Consider the following 17,750-nt stretch of genomic DNA (forward strand, 5'->3'; position numbering starts at 1 on the left):
CCACCGGCCCGACGCGACCCAGGTCACATCGGGCCGGTGGTGTGTGCGGGAACCCAAGGCAACAGGGCAAAATAGACCCCGTGTTTGACGCCCACGTGCATATCATCGACCCGCGCTTCCCGCTGGTCGAGAATCACGGGTACCTGCCTGAGCCCTTCACCGTGGCCGATTACCGGGCCCGGCTTGCCTCACTGAAGGGCCTGAGTGTTGACGGCGGCGCGGTGGTGACCGCGTCGTACCAGGGCAATGACCAGGAATACCTGAAAGCCGCCTTGTCCGAGCTCGGCGAAGGCTGGGTGGGCGTCACTGCTTTGCCGCTCGATGCGACAGACGAAGACATCGTTGCGCTGGACGCGCTGGGAGTGCGCGCCGTCCGATTCAATCTGCGCCGAGGCGCCACCGACCTGCGTCTACTCGCCGATCTCGCCAACCGCGCATTCGATCTGGTCGGCTGGCACGCCGAGTTCTACGTCGATGCCACGCTGTTGCTGTCGCTGGAACCCGTCTTCGCCAAATTGCCGGCGGTGAGCATCGACCACTTGGGAATGTCCACCCGCGGACTGCCGTATCTCCTCAACCTCGTCGACCGCGGGGTACGCGTCAAAGCCACCGGGTTCGGACGCACCACCATCTCCGACGTCGGCGACGTGCTTCGCCAGATCCACGCGGTCAACCCTGCTGCGCTGATGTTCGGCACCGATCTACCCGGCACACGGGCACGTCGAGCGTTCGAGGTCCACGACCTGGACGTGATCGCCGAAGCTGTCGGCGACGACCTGTCCGCGGTCATGTGCGACAACGCCCGCTCCTGGTACCGCTGCGCTCAAGTGAACGCGACGGCTCCCAGCCACAGCCCCGCCGCGATCAGCGCTCCGAACAGTTCCACCAGCATGGACAATCCGACTGCCTTCACCGCGTGAAGCGTCGACGACCAGGCGATGTCGTAACGGCGCAGCCGCGCTAGTTCGGCGAAATACGTTCCGACGATGAATCCGAGGAACAAGCCCACGACCGGAATCACGAAGAACCCGATGATGCCGACGACGCCGCCGACCACCACCGACAGGTTGGGCACTCCCCCGGACTTCATCCGCTTGCCGGGCCAGGTGTACTTCACGATCCCGGTGACCACCAGCGCCAGCGTGGACAGCGCGAACACCGTCCACGCTGTCGCGCCGCCGGTCATGATCGCCCACACCAGAATTGCACCGAAAACGAGAAGTGTCCCCGGAAGAATCGGAACGACGACACCGATCAGACCGACCAGGATGACCAGCCCGACGAGGACCTCGGCCACAGGACTCATCCGACGGGACGCACCTTCGACGCGGCCTCGCGAGCACGGGCGCGTGCAGTCGGCACATCGGCGGCCGTCGACACTGCAACACCCATGCGACGACGCGTGAAGCTCTCGGGCTTGCCGAAGAGCCGCAGGTCCGTCTCGGGAACCGAGAGTGCCTCGGCGACGCCGTCGAATCCGATCCCCTTGGCCTCCATTCCGCCGTAGATCACCGCCGATGCTCCCGGAACCGTGAGCGTCGTGTCGACCGGCAATCCCAGGATCGCGCGGGCATGCAGCTCGAACTCCGAAAGTCGCTGCGTCCGCAGAGTCACCAATCCGGTGTCGTGCGGCCGTGGGCTCACTTCGGAGAAGAAGACGTCGTCACCCTTCACGAATAGCTCGACGCCGAAGATGCCTCGCCCGCCCAGAGCCGTGGTCACCTTCTCGGCGACGTCTCGGGCCGAGGCGAGGGCAACTGCGGACATCTGCTGCGGCTGCCACGATTCGATGTAGTCACCGGCTTCCTGCAGGTGCCCGATCGGCTCGCAGAACGACGTCTCGACCTGACCGCTCTCGCCGACGGCGCGAACCGTCAATTGAGTTATCTCGTAATCGAAATCGACAAAACCCTCGACGATCACCCGGCCGTGATTCACACGACCTCCGGCCATCGCGTAATCCCATGCGGCGTCGAGATCTTCGGCGGATCGAACCGTCGACTGTCCCTTCCCCGACGAGGACATGACGGGCTTGATGACGCACGGGAAACCGATTCGGTCTGTCGCTGCCTGCACTTCGGCAAGCGAGTCCGCGAAAGCGTACGGCGAAGTGGGCAGGCCCAACTCCTCGGCCGCGAGCCGACGGATCCCCTCACGGTTCATCGTGAGCTGGGTGGCGCGGGCGGTCGGAATTACCACCGCGGCCCCGCGTTCTTCAACGAGTGCAAGCGCATCCGTCGCAATGGCCTCGATCTCGGGAACCACGAAGTGAGGCTTTTCCAACTCGATGACGGCAAGCAGCGCTTCCGGATCGGTCATGTCGACGGTATGCGCACGATGAGCCACCTGGTGCCCAGGGGCATCGGGATACCGATCCACCGCAATCACTTCGACGCCCAGACGCTGCAACGCGATGACAACTTCCTTACCCAACTCGCCTGATCCCAACATCATCACGCGGATGGAGTTCTCGGTCAGGGGAGTTCCGAATCGGAGCGGAAGCGTCGGCAGGGGCGAAGGCGTCGAATCAAGCTGCATGGGTGCGACTATATGCCAATCCCGATGCAGGTCAGCGCAGTTATCGGCCGTCCACCACACCTTCGCGGCCAAATCCCCGCCTGATCGTTCGTGGTATGTCAGGTTTGCGATAGGTGCGGGTGGCCATATCCGGCTCGGAATTCCGTTGCGGCAATGCATCGTTGCCGAGCCGGCGCACTTTCACGAGGTTGCGCCCGGCGCGCTTGGCTTCGTACAGAGCCTCGTCCGCGACGCTCATAAGGGTGGTCAACGTCGGCGTCGCATGATCGACCCACGCGACGCCGACACTGACGGTGCTCGTCACTTCTGATTCGGCCGAGTACTCGACTTGCGCGCCGCGGACCGCCTCGGCCACATCGACTGCTCGCGCGTAGCTGCAGTCCGGAAGCAGAATGGCGAACTCCTCGCCGCCGAGCCTTCCGATCAAATCGCCGTCCGACAATCGGTCAGCGGCCCGTTCGGCGAAGTTCGCGAGAACGCTGTCACCGGTCATATGTCCATGCGTGTCGTTGATGCTCTTGAAGTGGTCCAGGTCGAGCATCAGCAGGCCGACCGGGGATTGTGTGCGGGCCGCGGCGGCAAGCTCCGATTCCGCATGCCCGAGAAACGCACCACGCGAGAGGACCCCGGTCAGATGGTCGAATTCGACAGCAAGGAAGAGCTCACGCTCGGCAGCGCGACGTTCCTCGGTCGCACAGGCAACCGCGATCGGCCCCAACGCGATCAGCGTGACGGCAATGGACGTGATGACGTCCTCGTTCCACGTCGAGGCGGCTTGATCTCCGATATCGAGTCGACCGCTACCCGCCATCATGAGCGACCACACCGACCAGACCACGGAAACGAAGGCAGTGCTCGGAACCGAGATGCGAGTGGCGCACCACAGGAGAGCCGGAATCGGAAGGACCAGCGCGATCGGCCCTTCGATACTCAGGGCGATCGGCACGCAGGCTGCAGTGGCGAGTAGCGGAACGCTCATAGCGGCGACAGTTTTGGCAGTCAGTTTGCTGCGGAACTCGGCAAGGCTCGACGGGATGGTGAGAGTGAGAATGAGAGGAAGGACCAGCAGGTACGCCATGACCTCGGTGGCGCCCCAGTGGAAAAACGTGTCGGTAAATGACTGACCGCGTAAGAGCCGGTCCAAGGCGCCGGCAGTGGCCGCGGTACCAGTCGCCGCGACGAACGAGACGAAGACCATCCACACCAGCGACTGCGAATCGACCAATCGGAACGGTGTGCGCTTCAAGTAGTACAGAACAAGAACACCGACTGTGACTCCGGCGAGGTTCGCCCCGTTCAACTGCACCGCAAGCGAGAGCGAGTTGCCGGTGATCAGGTCAGCGCAGACGTATCCGACAGCCGCAGCGATCCACGTCGGCCACTCGATCAGGACCGGCCATCTGACCATCATTCCCAGCAGAATGGCGTTGGCGCACCAGAATGTCGCGAGCAACCCTGGTGGGCGCGTGAGGATGCCGATCAACGAAGCCGCAAGTACAACGGCCAGCACTAGGAGAAGGCGCAGAAAGCGACTCGTCCCTACCATGCGTCACCTCGCGGTCGGCTACCACTGAATTCGGGAGCACCGGACGTCGCGGTGACCGTATGCCGATGTCGTCGAACCATCGTACGCAGGTGCTGCCACTCACAGTTCTGTGTTCACTTGCCAAAACGGCAACTACGAAAATCTCCGCAAACGCGGGTGCCCTCCGGCCACGACAGTGGACAGAGGGCACCTGCATGCAATCCGATTGGCAGAGCCGAATGGACCTGCCGGAAGGGATGACTACTCGGCGGATCCGCTGGACAGACCCGAGAGTGAACCGGTGGACGAGCCCTCGCCCTCACCGGACAGCGATTCGGTGGGAACGGACTTGAGGAAAGCTCCGAGCGCGGTGAGCAGGGGTCCGAGGGTGCTGAGTGATCCGAACATAGGAGGTTCTCCTGTTTGTGAGGTGGTGTGATGTTCCAGCGCCATTCCGGCCGCAGGCGGTGGCCGAGATGGTTCGGGAACTTCTGCCGCGCGGATGGCTGAACCGCCCCCCGAACAACATCCCGAGCTGTGATGTAGCGCACTACCTTGGCGCTGCCTGCATTTATAGACCGACTGCTCACACTTGTCTAGCTACCGAATAGCTACCAACGTGAACTGTCGGTAACACCTTCTGGCATAATTGCAGTTCAGAGCCCAAATAGACAGTTCGAAATATCCGATAATGTGATTTAGCTCACAATTGAAATGCAGAAAGTGTGGCCCGCAGACAACCGCGAGCCACACTTTCGGACAAACGGGACTTACTTGTCAGCCGCCGATCCGGTACCCGGGGTGAGCGAGCCACCATCGAGTGCCGTGAACAGGTCCTTGAGTACCGGAATGAACGTCTTGACGACGCCGCTGAAGTCTTCGAACGAACCCATGTCGGGTCTCCTTATGTCGGGATGCAGTTGAAATGAAGTGGGGACCGAGAACTACTCGGCAGTGGAACCGGCCGAACCCGAGCCGTCTGCCGATCCCGCGTTCAACTTGGTCACGAACGCGAGAACGCTCTTGAGGAAGGCGTCGAGATTCTGAATCGAGGTCATGCGACTACTCCTGTGTTGTTTCGGAAGAATTGTTGTGGTCGAACGTCAGGAGTTCGAGCTCGCGGTGTCCAGCCCCTGAAGGGTCTTGAGCATGTTGACCAGGGGAAGAAGCTGGAGAATGCCCCAGCCCATGCCGTTGGCCTTGAGAAGGTTTCCGAGGGATCCCATGTGTGACTCCTTGCATGAATATCTATGACGCGGCGCACGTTTTGTTCGCTCCGCCCCTTTGTAGCCAAGCTAAATACGTACGTCCAGTTTGTTTCGATGCAAGTAAAACCGTGACATATTGGAGCAATGTGTAAACCGGCAGTTCAGGCCCTGTGACCTGAAACCAATATCGAATTCAAGTGTGTTGGACATCACATTCGATTTGGACAAATGGTCGCAATCGTCAGAGTCGGTGCCAACCTCGACCACGATCTGTCATACCGTGTGCTTGTGATCAATCGCGAACGAGCGGCAACCGAAGCAACTCACCGGGAACCGTCGTGCTAGCAAAACTCCTCAAGGCGTACCTGCCGCCGTACCGCTGGTTGCTTGCCGGGGTCCTCGCACTTCAACTCTTCGGGGCCATCGCGTCGTTAGTCCTCCCCACGCTCAACGCTCGGATCATCGACGACGGTGTCGCCCGAGGCGACACCGGATTCATCATGTCCACCGGCGGGATCATGCTGCTGGTCTCGCTTGCGTCGATCATCGCGTCGGTCGCGTCGACCTATCTGGCGGCAAAATCGTCGATGGGCTTCGGCCACGACGTTCGAGGCGCCTTTTACAAGGCCGTCGGCAGCTTCTCTGATCGCGAATTCAACAGTTTCGGTGCGCCGACGCTGATCACACGGAACACCAACGACGTCCTGCAGATCCAGGCCCTGGTCATGCTGACGTCCTCGATGCTCGTCAGCGCCCCACTGATGTGTATCGGCGGCATCATCATGGCGCTGCGCGAGAACCTGCAGATGTCCTGGCTCCTGACGATTTCGGTACCACTGCTCGGCATCACCGTCTCGGTCGTGGTGGCCAAGCTGATCCCGCATTTCCGGACGATGCAGACGCGGATCGACAACATCAATCGATCACTGCGCGAACAGCTCACCGGTATGCGTGTCATTCGCGCCTTCGTTCGAGAACCCGACGAGACGATCCGCTTCGACAAAGCCAACAAGGAACTGACCGACACCTCGCTCCTCATCGGTCGCTACCAGGCGGTTCTGCTGCCCACCGTCATGTTGATCGCCAACCTGTCGAGCGTCGCGGTGCTGTGGTTCGGCGCGCATCTGGTCGATACCGGAGACATGCAGATCGGCCAGATCAGCGCCTTCCTCGCCTACGTCATGCAGATCCTGATGTCCGTGGTCATGGCGACCATGTTGGCCGTCGTGATCCCCCGCGCGGCCGTGTGTGCCGACCGCATCACCGAGGTACTCGACACCGAGCCGACCGTGCCCGCACCGGCCCAGCCCCTTCGCCCGACCAGCCCCTACGGCGTTGTCGAGTTCGGTGGAGCCGGATTCACGTATCCGGGAGCCGAAACGCCGGTCCTGTCGAATGTCTCAATGCGATGCATGCCAGGAACGGTCACCGCGATCGTTGGCAGTACCGGTAGTGGCAAATCGACCCTCGTCTCACTCATCCCCCGACTGTTCGACGTCACGGCCGGCGCCGTCCTGGTCGACGGCTTGGACGTGCGTGGCTGGGATCAAGACGAACTCTTCGCCAACTTCGGATACGTGCCCCAGAAGGCGTACCTGTTCGCCGGCACGATCGCGAGCAACATCCGCTACGGAAACCCGACCGCCACCGACGACGACATCTGGGCAGCCCTCACCATCGCCCAGGCAGACGACTTCGTCCGGGAACTGTCCGACGGTCTCGAGTCTCCGATCGCGCAGGGCGGCGGCAATCTCTCGGGCGGACAGAAACAACGTCTCGCCATCGCCAGAGCTGTGGTCCGCAGACCCCGGATCTTCGTCTTCGACGATTCGTTCTCCGCACTCGACATGCACACCGACGCCGCGGTCCGACGCGAACTCAGCACGGTCTCGACTCATTCGACGGTCATCATCGTCGCGCAGCGCGTCGCGTCCATCATCGATGCCGACCAGATCATGGTCCTCGAAGACGGCGCTCCGGTCGGTCTCGGCGACCATCAGTTCCTCCTGGCCAACTGTCCTACGTACCAAGAGATCGTGGCTTCCCAGATTCCCGCGGAGATGAGCGCATGACCAGCCCGCAGGACCCGACGTGGGGCAGCCCCAACAGCCAGTACTTCGACGATGCCCCGACGGTGGTGTTCGCCAAGATCCCGAGCGAACCTGAATCCGCGGACGGGGATGCGAAGTCGAGTAACCCCGAGAACCCCGACAAAGAGCCGAAGCCCGCGCTGACCGCGACGGACACCAAACCTCGCCACTTCAAGGCGACGATGAAGCGGCTTCTCTCGCTTCTGCAGCCACACAAGTTTGCGGTCGTCTGTGTCGTCGTTGCGACGATCGCCAGCATCGCGCTCTCCGTCGCGGTGCCGAAGATCCTCGGTCACGCGACAGACCTCATCTTCGCCGGGTTCATCGGCAAGAGCCTGCCCGCCGGACTGACCCGCGATCAGGCAGCAGAGGCGATCCGCGCATCAGGAAATTCGACGTTCGCCGACCTCGTCGCCAACTCGACCGACGTCGTTCCCGGTGTAGGTCTGAACTTCGACGCCATCGGCAAAGTCGTCATGCTCGCGATCGTCGTGTACTTGCTCTCGTCGCTACTTGCCTGGTTGGAAGCATTCCTCCTCAACATCATCGTCCAGAAGACCATCTACAACCTGCGTGCATCGGTCGAGGCGAAGCTTCACCGTCTACCCCTTCCATACTTCGACAAGACGCCGCGCGGCGAGATCCTCAGCCGCGTCACCAACGACATCGACAACATCTCGTCGACGTTGTCGTCGACGTTGACCTCGCTCCTGACGTCGGTGCTCACCGTCCTCGGCGTCCTGACGATGATGTTCGTCATCTCTCCGATGCTCGCCCTGATCGCACTGATCGCGGTGCCGGTATCGGTGCTCCTCGTTGCCAGGGTCGCCAAGCGTGCACAGGTGTTGTACAAGGCTCAGTGGACCGAGACGGGCAAGATCAACGCACAGATCGAGGAGAACTACAGCGGTCGCGACCTGGTACGCGTGTACGGGCATCAGGCCGAAGCCGAGCGTGAATTCGCCGAGCAGAACAAGAAACTCCTCGACGCGTCCTTCGGCGCACAGTTCCTCTCCAGCCTGATCATGCCGGTCATGAACTTCGTCGGAAACATCACCTACGTGCTGCTCGCTGTGGTCGGCGCACTCAAGGTCGCCAGCGGCAACATGTCACTCGGTGACGTTCAGGCGTTCATCGTCTATTCGCGCCAGTTCAGCCAACCACTCACGCAGATCGCGTCCATGTCGACGAGCCTGCAGTCCGGAGCAGCGTCGGCCGAGCGGGTCTTCGAGCTTCTCGACGAACCCGAGCAGTCGCCCGACATCGACGTGCCACTAATGCCCGAGCCTGCCGGACGCCATCGCAACGTCGGACACATCGAGTTCGAGAACGTCTCGTTCCGCTACGAGCCGGACAAGCCGTTGATCGAGAACGTGTACCTGACGGCTCGGCCCGGGCAGATGGTCGCCATCGTCGGACCCACCGGTGCCGGCAAGACCACCTTGGTCAACCTGCTCATGCGCTTCTACGAAGTCGACTCGGGCCGAATCACTCTTGACGACGTCGACATCTCGCAGATGCGCCGCTCCGACTTGCGCAAGCACGTCGGCATGGTCCTGCAGGACACCTGGCTCTTCGGCGGAACGATCCGCGACAACATCGCGTACGGCCGGCTCGACGCCAGTGAATACGAGATCCACGAAGCCGCACGCGCTGCCTTCGTCGACCGCTTCATCCACACGCTCCCGGACGGGTACGACACCGTGCTGGACGAGGAGGCATCGAACATCAGCTCCGGCGAGAAGCAGCTCATCACGATTGCCCGAGCATTCCTGTCGGAGCCGTCGCTGCTGATTCTCGACGAGGCGACCAGCTCGGTCGACACACGTACGGAACAGCTTGTGCAGCAAGCAATGTCCGCGTTGCGCGTCGGGCGCACCAGCTTCATCATCGCGCACCGGCTCTCCACCATCCGTAACGCCGATCTGATCGTCGTGATGGAGGCGGGCAAGATCGTCGAGCAGGGCACACACGACGAACTCATCGCAGCTGCGGGCGCGTACTTCCGTCTCTACAACGCTCAGTTCGAGGGTGCCGCCGTCTAGTGATCGGCGCCTCCCTCGGCGGACACAGTGCCCCGGAGCACACCTGACCGATTCGACACGTTACCGTCGAGTCAGGAGTGTTGTCACCGTCTGAATTGGGAGTGCGTGTGTCTGCAGAAGCTGTGGAGAAGAAGGGCCCGCTCGCGGGCATTCGGATCGTGGAATTCGCTGGATTGGGACCGGGCCCGCACGCCGCGACGCTTTTGGCGGACATGGGCGCCGACATCGTCATCGTGCAGCGCGCAGGGCAGATTCCGCAGGACTCGAACGCAACCGACCAGATCAAGCGCGGCCGCCGCATCGTCGAGGCCAACCTGAAGGATCCGGCCGACGTCGCCAAGGTTCTCGATCTCCTGGGCCGCGCCGACGTCCTCATCGAGGGCTTCCGCCCCGGCGTCATGGAACGCATGGGACTCGGACCCGACGTGGTGTCGGAGCGCAATCCGCGCCTCGTTTACGCCCGTATGACGGGCTGGGGACAGGAAGGACCGCTCGCCAACGCCGCCGGTCACGACATCAACTACATCTCACTGACCGGTGTCCTCAACGCCATCGGACGCAAGGGTGAACGCCCCGTCCCGCCGCTCAACATGGTCGGCGATTTCGGCGGCGGTTCCATGTTCCTGATCTTCGGCATTCTGTCGGCTCTCGTCGAGCGCTCGACGTCCGGTAAGGGCCAGGTCGTCGACGCGGCGATGGTCGACGGAACCCTCGCGCTCTCGCACATGATGTGGGCATTCCGCGGTCGCGGCGTCTGGTCCGACGAGCGCGGCGTCAACCTCCTCGACACCGGCGCTCCGTTCTACGACACCTACGAGACCTCCGACGGCAAGTACATGGCCGTCGGATCCATCGAACCGCAGTTCTACGCATTGTTGCTCGAGGGCCTCGAACTCGATCCCGCGACGCTCCCTCACCAGATGGACACGTCCAAGTGGGACGACATGAAGACGCTCTTCACCGAAAAGTTCTTGTCCAAGACTCGCGACGAGTGGGCCAAGATCTTCCTCGGCACCGACGCCTGCGTCTCCCCTGTCCTGACTTTCGCCGAGGCTCCGTCCAACGAACACATCGCGGCCCGCGGTTCGCTCATCGAACTCGACGGCGTCACTCAGCATGCTCCCGCACCGCGCTTCTCGCGCACGCCCACCACGACGCCTGCTGCGCCGGCGCGTGAGGCGACGGATATCGACACGGTCTGGACCTAGGGCCTTCGGCCCCGTGCGCGGTTAAGGAGCCTCAGGACTCTCTAACCACGCACGGGGCGTCAGCCCAACCTGTAGAACCTGAACATCTCGTGCTCGATCGGGAGCACGTCAACCCGCTCGAAACCGGCGGCCTTGGCATAGCTTTCGAGTGTCGAGTGCCTCATCACCGTCCCGGTGGCAACGCTCCCCGGATGCGACAGGCTGTCCGGTAAGCAGCAGGTCAGCGAAAATCCGTACAGCAATTGCTCGATCGGACCCGCCTCGGGATCGAACACATCTGCCGTTCGTTCGTCCATGACGATCACCGGAGCGCCCGGCTGGGCAATCGCCCGAGCCGTGGACAGAAATCCCACCGGATCCGGAACGTCGTGAAGGCATTCGAAAGCGAAGACGGCATCGTAGGTCCCGGCATCGACTCGCCCGGCCTCAGGAGCCTGTCCGGCGACGTCGACCAACGAGAAATGTACTCGGTCGTCCACCCCACGATCGTGGGCGTTACGACGGGCAGCGTTCACCGATGCCGCGTCGACGTCGAAGCCGTGCACTTCGATCTTCGGGTATCCGAGGGCGAGCGCGATCGACGACCAGCCCTCCCCCATCCCGAGATCAGCGACCTGCCCGCCGCCGACAAGTATGGCGTGCAGGTCGGTGACTACCGGCAGGAACTGCTGACAGAGCTGCTGGAGATACATCGGCCGGTTCAGCAGCGCCTGGCCCTCGCGAGCATCGGGGCCCATCGATTCCCACGTGACTCCCCCGCCGTGACGATAAGCGTCGAGTAGACGCGGCATCGACGACGTCGTCGCGACGAACAGCCTCGCCAACGGCGCCAGGAAAAGCAGGTTCTCGCCGTCGACCAGAACATCGGCGTGGGCCTGCGGCAGGCTGTACCGGCGATCGGCATCCGAATTGACGTCCACATAACCGGCGACGGCCTGCTGCTCGAGCCACTCCCGCGCATACCTTTCGACGGTCCCTGTCCGGTCCGCCAGCTCCGTCGACGTGAGCGGGCCGTGATCGCTCAGCGCGCGGTACCAGCCCAACCGGTCGCCCAGATACACAGCCTGCAGCTCCGACGCCCCGAGCGTGGCCGCGAACAATCGTTCTGCGAGCGCGTCCGCCGCACTTGTTCCCGCTGCGCCTGTACCGTCTACCTCCGTCATGCCCTACCTCCTGGTTTCACACCACTTTCAGGGTGTGTACCCAGTTCTCAGACGACGACCATTCGTTGGTCTGCCGTGTCGCGATCCGTCGCGAGGGTGTCGTACGCAGCGGCGATGGACGCGACGCCGCGAATGAGGTCCTCGGGAGAACGTGCGTACGGCACGCGGATGAATCGTTCGAACGCACCTTCGACGCCGAAACGGGGGCCGGCGGCAAGGAGTACACCGAAGTTGGGTGCCACCGCCGCCAACGCCGTCGAGACTGGCGCGGACATTCGCATCCAGACCGACATTCCGCCGGAGCCGATGGTGGGACGCCAGTCCGGCAGATGCTCTGCCACTGCGCCGAGGAGTACCGCACGCTGTTCTCGCAGAACTTCGCGACGCTGTTCGAGCAACGAGCGGTCGTCGGCGAGCAAGTAAGCGGCTGCCAACTGATCCATGACGGGAGTACCGAGGTCGACCGCGGCACGCGCCCCCACCAACTGGGTGATGAGCGCGGCATCGGCGCGAATCCAACCGACACGTAGCCCGCCCCACAACGACTTCGCGGTCGAACCGAGCGTCACCACTTCGGTTTTCGCCGCGCCTCGCCCATGTGAGGCGACCGGCGCCGGCGGCGGTGCGTCGAGCCACAGGTCCACCATCGTCTCGTCGACGACCAGAGTCATTCGCGTTTCGTGCGCAATCTTCGCAAGCTCGGCGCGGCCGGAAGAGTCCATGCAGAGGCCGGTCGGGTTGTGAAAGTCGGGAATCAGGTATGCCATTCTGGCAGCGGTTTGCCTTGCTGCACTTCGAATCCCGTCGAGATCCCAGGCTCCGGCCGCCGCGAACTCCGGTCGGACCGGAACCGGCACGGGCCGAGCACCGTTTCGCCGAATCGCTTCCAGCGCATTGGGGTACGTCGGATGATCGACCAGCACTCGCTCGCCGGGTGAGGTGAGCACCGACAGCAACAACCGAAGCGCGTGCTGCGCACCCGAGGTCACCATGATCTGTTCGGCGGTGGTGGGAAGACCCCGCGCCGTGTAGCGCTGCGCGATCACGTCACGCAAGTCGGCGATCCCGACCGGTTCCATCCCGTGCGTGGGCAGGAAGCTCGGAAGTTCCTGCAGCGCAGAAGCATACGCCAGTTCGACCTGAGCGGCGGGAGCTGCCATCGCCGCGTAACTGAGGTCGACGACGGGCCCACTCGGCCCCGGTTGATGGGAGCGGAACATCAACCCGTTCGGCCGCGCGCCGGCGGGCAAAGCCACGGTGCTTCGCGAACCCTGCCGGCTGATCAGATACCCCTCGTCTCGCAGCACCGAGTACGACGACGTGATCGTGGTCCGACTGAGTTCGAGCACCGCCGCGAGTTCACGCTCACTCGGCAGTGCGACCCCCAGCGGAACGCGACCGTCGTGCACGAGCAGGCGGATACCGTCGGCAAGCGCACGGTACGCGGGCCTGCGCCCAGACTCTTCCTGCCAGGACCCCAGATCGCGCGCAAGCGAACGGGCACCGAGAACTCGAGTCATCATGCAGTCCAGTATCGACAACTTGGCTATGTAACTCAATACCAGTCGAGTTGATCATATGTCCATGACTACCTTCGCAACCCTGATCGGCATCGGACTCTTCGTGGCACTCGTCTACTTCTTCGCGCCCGCTGAAGGTGAAGGTACATACATTCGTTTGGAGCAGTTTCGCCTGGCAGCACCCCTCGGCGGCATCTTCCACGACAAGACTTCAGACCGCGAAAACGACGCTGTCAGACCCCCGTGCGATTGTGATCAGGGGGAAGAATTCACTGATCTCAGTCCAGTTGCGTAAAACTGGACTCTTTTCGCACTCAGAAAGTCTCCAGAGAGGGATTGCATGCCGGCTTCCAAAAAGATCCTCTACATCGATCTCGACAACACCTTGGTCAACTTCCAGTCGGGCATCGATCGCCTGACCGACGGCGTCCGGGAGAAGTACAAGAACGACCTCGACGAAGCGCCACACATCTTCTCTCGCATGGATCCTCTCGACGGTGCTATCGACGCCTACCACCAACTGGCGCAGCAGTTCGACACCTACATCCTCTCGACAGCGCCGTGGAAGAACGCCACAGCCTGGCACGACAAGGTTCTGTGGGTCCAAGAGCACCTCGGCATGGAGGAGGGCAGCGTCGCGTACAAACGTCTGATCCTCTCGCACCACAAGCACCTCAATCGAGGCGATTACCTCGTCGACGACCGCGGAGCAAACGGCGCAGATCGTTTCGAGGGCGAGTGGATCAAGTTCGGCAGCACCGAGTTTCCCGACTGGAAGACCGTCACCGCACACTTGTCGAAGCTGGCTTGAAACACGAATCCCCGCTCCTGCTTGCAGGAGCGGGGATTTCGAGGGAACGAACTATCGGACGATCTCGCGCCGGACGATCGTCTCGTCGCGGCCGGGACCGACACCGATGCAGGAGATGAACGCACCCGAAAGCTCTTCGAGCCGAAGCACGTAGTTCTGCGCATTCTGCGGCAGTTCCTCGAAGGTGCGAGCCTCCGAGATGTCTTCCCACCAGCCAGGCATCTCTTCGTAGATGGGCTTGGCGTGGTGAATGTCGCTCTGCGACATCGGCATTTCGTCGTGGCGGACACCGTCCACCTCGTACGCGACACAGATCGGCACGGTGTCGAGGCTGCTCAACACGTCCAGCTTGGTGAGGAAGTAGTCGGTGATGCCGTTGACGCGCGTCGCGTAACGCGCGATGACAGCGTCGAACCATCCCGTACGACGAGCGCGTCCGGTGGTGACACCGACCTCGCCGCCCTGCTTCGCCAGGTATGCGCCGTGATCGTCGAACAGCTCCGTCGGGAACGGACCGGAACCGACACGCGTCGTGTACGCCTTGAGGATTCCGAGCACCGTGGTGATCTTGGTGGGACCGATGCCCGAACCGACCGCCGCACCACCTGAGGTGGGGTTGGACGAGGTCACGTACGGGTACGTGCCGTGGTCGACGTCCAGCAGAGTGCCCTGCGAACCTTCGAGCAAGACGGTCTCGCCGCGCTCGAGGGCGAGGTTGAGCTCCAGGCGCGTGTCCGAGATGCGGTGCTTGAAACCCTCGGCCTGCGTCAGTACCTCTTCGACGACCTGCTGCGGGTCGAGTGCCTTGCGGTTGTAGATCTTGACCAGCACCTGGTTCTTGAATTCGAGTGCTGCTTCGACCTTCTGGGTCAGGATCTTCTCGTCCAGGACGTCCGCAGCACGGACACCGACACGGGCGATCTTGTCCTGGTAGCACGGGCCGATACCGCGGCCGGTCGTGCCGATCTTCTTCGCTCCCAGGAAGCGTTCGGTGACCTTGTCGATGGCCACGTGGTACGGCATGATCAGGTGCGCATCAGCAGAAAGCAGCAGGCGGGACGTGTCCACACCGCGCTCTTCCAAGCCTGCCAATTCAGTCAGCAACACACCCGGGTCGACGACGACACCGTTACCGATGACGTTGTTGACGGCGGGGGTGAGGATTCCGGACGGGATGAGGTGCAGTGCGAACTTGTCACCGTTCGGCAGAACCACGGTGTGTCCGGCGTTGTTACCGCCCTGGTATCGCACGACCCACTGAAGCTGCTCGCCCAGTAGATCTGTAGCTTTGCCCTTACCTTCGTCGCCCCACTGGGCGCCGATCAGGACGATTGCCGGCATGACGTTGTCTCCTACGGTCGACGTGCAGCAGTTGTCCCGCCGCATTGGTACTGCCTGGCTTCCGCGCACATGATGCAGCGCCGAACTGTTGCAGTGACCGAAGGAGCAGTCTAGCCCAGAGCACCAGACCAGACCTGACGGTCCAGAATTTGGCCGGTGACCATCACGATTGCGAGTCGACACAGAGACTCGCACTAAGATCGTCGGCAGTGATTCGGACGGCCATTTCGGGGAAGGGTGGCGAGGTCCCACTACCCGAGAAGAAGTCTTGATCGAGCTAGGAGTGGCTTTGACCCCTGTGGTGCTCAAATGTGGCGATTCGCCGGTTCCACTCCCCCTGGGTGAACTCACGTCGTTCACTGTCCCTGAACTTCCGGAGAAGCAGGACTTCGACGAGGCCCTGTCCCAACTGCAGGTCGTCACGGAGCCTCGCTTGATCGTCGTGGGTAACGACGGCGCGTTTGCCGCGGCATTGACACGGTTGATGCGACTGGAGCGACTCAACGTCGAACTCGCCTACGTCACCGAGAACAGGTCCGACGCAACCGACGCGTACAAACTCGCAACCGGTGCCCGGGCGGCGCGCACGGCGTTGAAAGGCACAGTCCACACCGTGCCGCTCATTCGCGACGACGCCGGAATCGCGCTGGTCGGTGCGGCAACTGTCACGGGTCCGGCCGATGCCGCCGAATTGATCGGCGAGGCGTACGTCGACGACAACAAGCTGTTCTCCGGCACAGTCCCCGGTATCCGGATTGTGCCGAGCCCCAAGCTCCCCGGGATCAAGGCATCGGTCGACCGCAAGAGCCGCTGGAGCGGGCGACGCTGGCTGGAAGGCCGAGCCATTCAGCTGGGCTCGCCGGCAGCGCATCTGGTTCGCGACGGGGTGGCCAACCCACGCGATCTCAAGCGTTCGACCTTCTACCGGCACGACAAGACTTGGTTGTTGGTCAGGTGAGAACCGGAGCAGCACGGTCGGCGGTTCGTCCGAGCCCTGTCTTCCTGGGCGTCGTTGCGATCACCGTCGTCGCCGGAGTTGTCGCCTGGAACTCGACGTGGGGTTCCATCGCGGGCCGTGCGGGTGTTTTTGTCCTCGTGGTCGCCGGCTGGGTGGTCACGCTGTGCTTGCACGAGTTCGCCCATGCATATCTGGCGTGGCGTCACGGAGACACCGACGTCGAGGCTCGTGGTTATCTGACGCTCAACCCGCTCAAGTACAGCCATCCGATGCTCTCGATCGGGCTGCCGGTGCTGTTCATCGCCTTGGGCGGCATCGGGCTTCCCGGCGGCGCCGTGTACCTGCGCACCGGGATGTTCCCGCCCAAGGTGCAGGCGCGAATATCGCTCGCCGGTCCGTTCACGAACGCCGTCGCCGCCGTGATCCTCCTCGTCGTCATACGTACGTACGGCTCATCGGCCGAGCATCTGACGTTCTGGGCCGGCCTCAGTTTCCTGGCCTTCTTGCAGGTCATGGCAACAGTTTTGAACCTACTTCCAGTCCCCGGTCTGGACGGTTACAACGCGCTGGAGCCCTACCTCGCGCCCAACACACGACACCAGCTCGACCAGTTCAAGCCGTACGGACTGCTCTTGCTGGTTGCGCTCCTGTTCGTCCCGCAGATCAATGTCGTCTTCTTCGATGCGATCTACTGGATCTTCGAACTGAGCGGTGTGTCCGACTACTACGCCATGCTCGGTAACGCCCTCATGCGTTTTTGGACGTGATCGAGTGCACTGGAGGAGACTCGTGAGAGTCTGACATTTCAGACATTCATTCTTCTTCAGGAGAGCATCGATGATTGCGACGTCATTTCAGTCCGGCGGAGTGGAGTACACCCTCACGCGGGCCGAGATTCGACACGTGGAAGCACTGATCGACTTGCTCGCCGACGACCCGATCGGGAGCACCCGGGAGACGACCAACCCCGAGGCCCGAACGATCTACGAGGACGCATTCAAGCGAATCGACGAGGATCCGGCGCAACTCCTCGTCACCGTTCTGGTCGGTGACGCGGTAATCGGCACCATGCAATTGACCTTCATTCCGGGTATGAGCCGAATGGGGGCGACACGACTGCAGATCGAAGCTGTTCGCGTCCACGAGGATTACCGGAGCAAGGGCATCGGCAGTTCGATGATCCGTTGGGCCTGCGAAGAAGGTGCCCGGCGCGGCGCGTTCCTGGCGCAGCTCACCTCGGATCAAACTCGCAAGGAAGCCCACGACTTCTACGAGCGACTCGGATTTGTCGCCTCCCACGTCGGGTTCAAGAAGTCGCTGAGCTGACACACAGCCACCCAGCC

Annotated in this window: 18 protein-coding genes; 9 read left to right on the plus strand and 9 right to left on the minus strand. The window is 62.5% G+C overall.

The features are described 5' to 3' along the window. The first annotated feature begins 80 nt into the window (after nucleotides 1-80). The gene (locus EEB12_RS08325; RefSeq protein WP_024487914.1) at nucleotides 81-920 is read left to right on the plus strand and encodes an amidohydrolase family protein; all 840 of its coding nucleotides are present in this window, start codon (nucleotides 81-83) and stop codon (nucleotides 918-920) included. Here EEB12_RS08325 and EEB12_RS08330 read toward each other — a convergent pair. From EEB12_RS08330 to EEB12_RS30790, 6 genes are all read right to left on the minus strand, one after another. Then, nucleotides 824-1,306 carry a DUF456 domain-containing protein gene (locus EEB12_RS08330; RefSeq protein WP_019749482.1) on the minus strand — a complete coding sequence of 161 codons (483 nt, stop codon included), beginning with the start codon at nucleotides 1,304-1,306 and terminating at the stop codon, nucleotides 824-826. The two genes, EEB12_RS08325 and EEB12_RS08330, sit on opposite strands and share 97 nt — an antisense overlap. After that, a complete protein-coding gene (gene purT / locus EEB12_RS08335) occupies nucleotides 1,303-2,538 on the minus strand; it encodes a formate-dependent phosphoribosylglycinamide formyltransferase (RefSeq protein ID WP_020906658.1) in 1,236 nt (411 codons plus the stop codon). Before purT ends, EEB12_RS08330 begins: the two co-directional genes overlap by 4 nt. Before the next feature lie 40 nt (nucleotides 2,539-2,578). Further along, nucleotides 2,579-4,084 carry a GGDEF domain-containing protein gene (locus tag EEB12_RS08340; RefSeq protein ID WP_020906657.1) on the minus strand — a complete coding sequence of 502 codons (1,506 nt, stop codon included), beginning with the start codon at nucleotides 4,082-4,084 and terminating at the stop codon, nucleotides 2,579-2,581. A gap of 240 nt (nucleotides 4,085-4,324) precedes the next feature. Next, nucleotides 4,325-4,471: a hypothetical protein gene (locus EEB12_RS08345; RefSeq protein WP_003944356.1), complete on the minus strand. Its 147-nt coding sequence runs from the start codon at nucleotides 4,469-4,471 to the stop codon at nucleotides 4,325-4,327. 362 nt (nucleotides 4,472-4,833) lie between these two features. Then, complete coding sequence (locus EEB12_RS30785; RefSeq protein WP_258537339.1) at nucleotides 4,834-4,956, minus strand: hypothetical protein; 123 nt, start codon at nucleotides 4,954-4,956, stop codon at nucleotides 4,834-4,836. A 210-nt stretch (nucleotides 4,957-5,166) separates the two neighbouring features. Further along, complete coding sequence (locus EEB12_RS30790) at nucleotides 5,167-5,289, minus strand: hypothetical protein (protein WP_003944443.1); 123 nt, start codon at nucleotides 5,287-5,289, stop codon at nucleotides 5,167-5,169. Between the two features lie 320 nt (nucleotides 5,290-5,609). On the opposite strand from EEB12_RS30790, the gene EEB12_RS08350 reads away from it, so the two are divergent. The 3 genes from EEB12_RS08350 (at nucleotide 5,610) to EEB12_RS08360 (ending at nucleotide 10,614) form a co-directional block, all read left to right on the plus strand. Further along, on the plus strand, nucleotides 5,610-7,343 hold the full coding sequence (locus EEB12_RS08350) for an ABC transporter ATP-binding protein (protein WP_141487616.1): 1,734 nt from the start codon (nucleotides 5,610-5,612) through the stop codon (nucleotides 7,341-7,343). Beyond that, nucleotides 7,340-9,406 carry an ABC transporter ATP-binding protein gene (locus EEB12_RS08355; RefSeq protein WP_019749474.1) on the plus strand — a complete coding sequence of 689 codons (2,067 nt, stop codon included), beginning with the start codon at nucleotides 7,340-7,342 and terminating at the stop codon, nucleotides 9,404-9,406. Before EEB12_RS08350 ends, EEB12_RS08355 begins: the two co-directional genes overlap by 4 nt. Nucleotides 9,407-9,513: 107 nt before the next feature. Continuing rightward, nucleotides 9,514-10,614: a CaiB/BaiF CoA transferase family protein gene (locus EEB12_RS08360; RefSeq protein WP_080910225.1), complete on the plus strand. Its 1,101-nt coding sequence runs from the start codon at nucleotides 9,514-9,516 to the stop codon at nucleotides 10,612-10,614. 59 nt (nucleotides 10,615-10,673) lie between these two features. Here the strand turns inward: EEB12_RS08360 and EEB12_RS08365 are convergent, their stop codons facing one another. Further along, the gene (locus EEB12_RS08365; RefSeq protein ID WP_141487617.1) at nucleotides 10,674-11,777 is read right to left on the minus strand and encodes a class I SAM-dependent methyltransferase; all 1,104 of its coding nucleotides are present in this window, start codon (nucleotides 11,775-11,777) and stop codon (nucleotides 10,674-10,676) included. A 47-nt stretch (nucleotides 11,778-11,824) separates the two neighbouring features. Next, entirely contained in the window at nucleotides 11,825-13,300 is a 1,476-nt protein-coding gene (locus EEB12_RS08370; protein WP_141487618.1) for a PLP-dependent aminotransferase family protein, read from the minus strand. Nucleotides 13,301-13,361: 61 nt separating this feature from the next. Between EEB12_RS08370 and EEB12_RS08375 the strand changes: the two genes are divergently transcribed. Beyond that, nucleotides 13,362-13,592 carry a hypothetical protein gene (locus EEB12_RS08375; RefSeq protein ID WP_003944349.1) on the plus strand — a complete coding sequence of 77 codons (231 nt, stop codon included), beginning with the start codon at nucleotides 13,362-13,364 and terminating at the stop codon, nucleotides 13,590-13,592. A gap of 45 nt (nucleotides 13,593-13,637) precedes the next feature. After that, nucleotides 13,638-14,108, plus strand: coding sequence for a 5' nucleotidase, NT5C type (locus EEB12_RS08380; protein WP_019749470.1), 471 nt, complete (start codon nucleotides 13,638-13,640; stop codon nucleotides 14,106-14,108). A 51-nt stretch (nucleotides 14,109-14,159) separates the two neighbouring features. Here the strand turns inward: EEB12_RS08380 and EEB12_RS08385 are convergent, their stop codons facing one another. Beyond that, on the minus strand, nucleotides 14,160-15,449 hold the full coding sequence (locus tag EEB12_RS08385) for an adenylosuccinate synthase (RefSeq protein ID WP_003944351.1): 1,290 nt from the start codon (nucleotides 15,447-15,449) through the stop codon (nucleotides 14,160-14,162). Nucleotides 15,450-15,732: 283 nt separating this feature from the next. On the opposite strand from EEB12_RS08385, the gene EEB12_RS08390 reads away from it, so the two are divergent. The 3 genes from EEB12_RS08390 (at nucleotide 15,733) to EEB12_RS08400 (ending at nucleotide 17,733) form a co-directional block, all read left to right on the plus strand. Further along, a complete protein-coding gene (locus tag EEB12_RS08390) occupies nucleotides 15,733-16,407 on the plus strand; it encodes a hypothetical protein (RefSeq protein ID WP_081341462.1) in 675 nt (224 codons plus the stop codon). Continuing rightward, complete coding sequence (locus EEB12_RS08395) at nucleotides 16,404-17,174, plus strand: site-2 protease family protein (protein ID WP_141487619.1); 771 nt, start codon at nucleotides 16,404-16,406, stop codon at nucleotides 17,172-17,174. The genes EEB12_RS08390 and EEB12_RS08395 overlap by 4 nt, the downstream gene beginning before the upstream one ends. A gap of 70 nt (nucleotides 17,175-17,244) precedes the next feature. Continuing rightward, nucleotides 17,245-17,733: a GNAT family N-acetyltransferase gene (locus tag EEB12_RS08400; protein WP_007726792.1), complete on the plus strand. Its 489-nt coding sequence runs from the start codon at nucleotides 17,245-17,247 to the stop codon at nucleotides 17,731-17,733. Nucleotides 17,734-17,750: the final 17 nt, after the last annotated feature.

It is taken from the genome of Rhodococcus sp. WS1 (assembly GCF_003797745.1).
GTDB classification, from domain to species: Bacteria; Actinomycetota; Actinomycetes; order Mycobacteriales; family Mycobacteriaceae; genus Rhodococcus_F; species Rhodococcus_F erythropolis.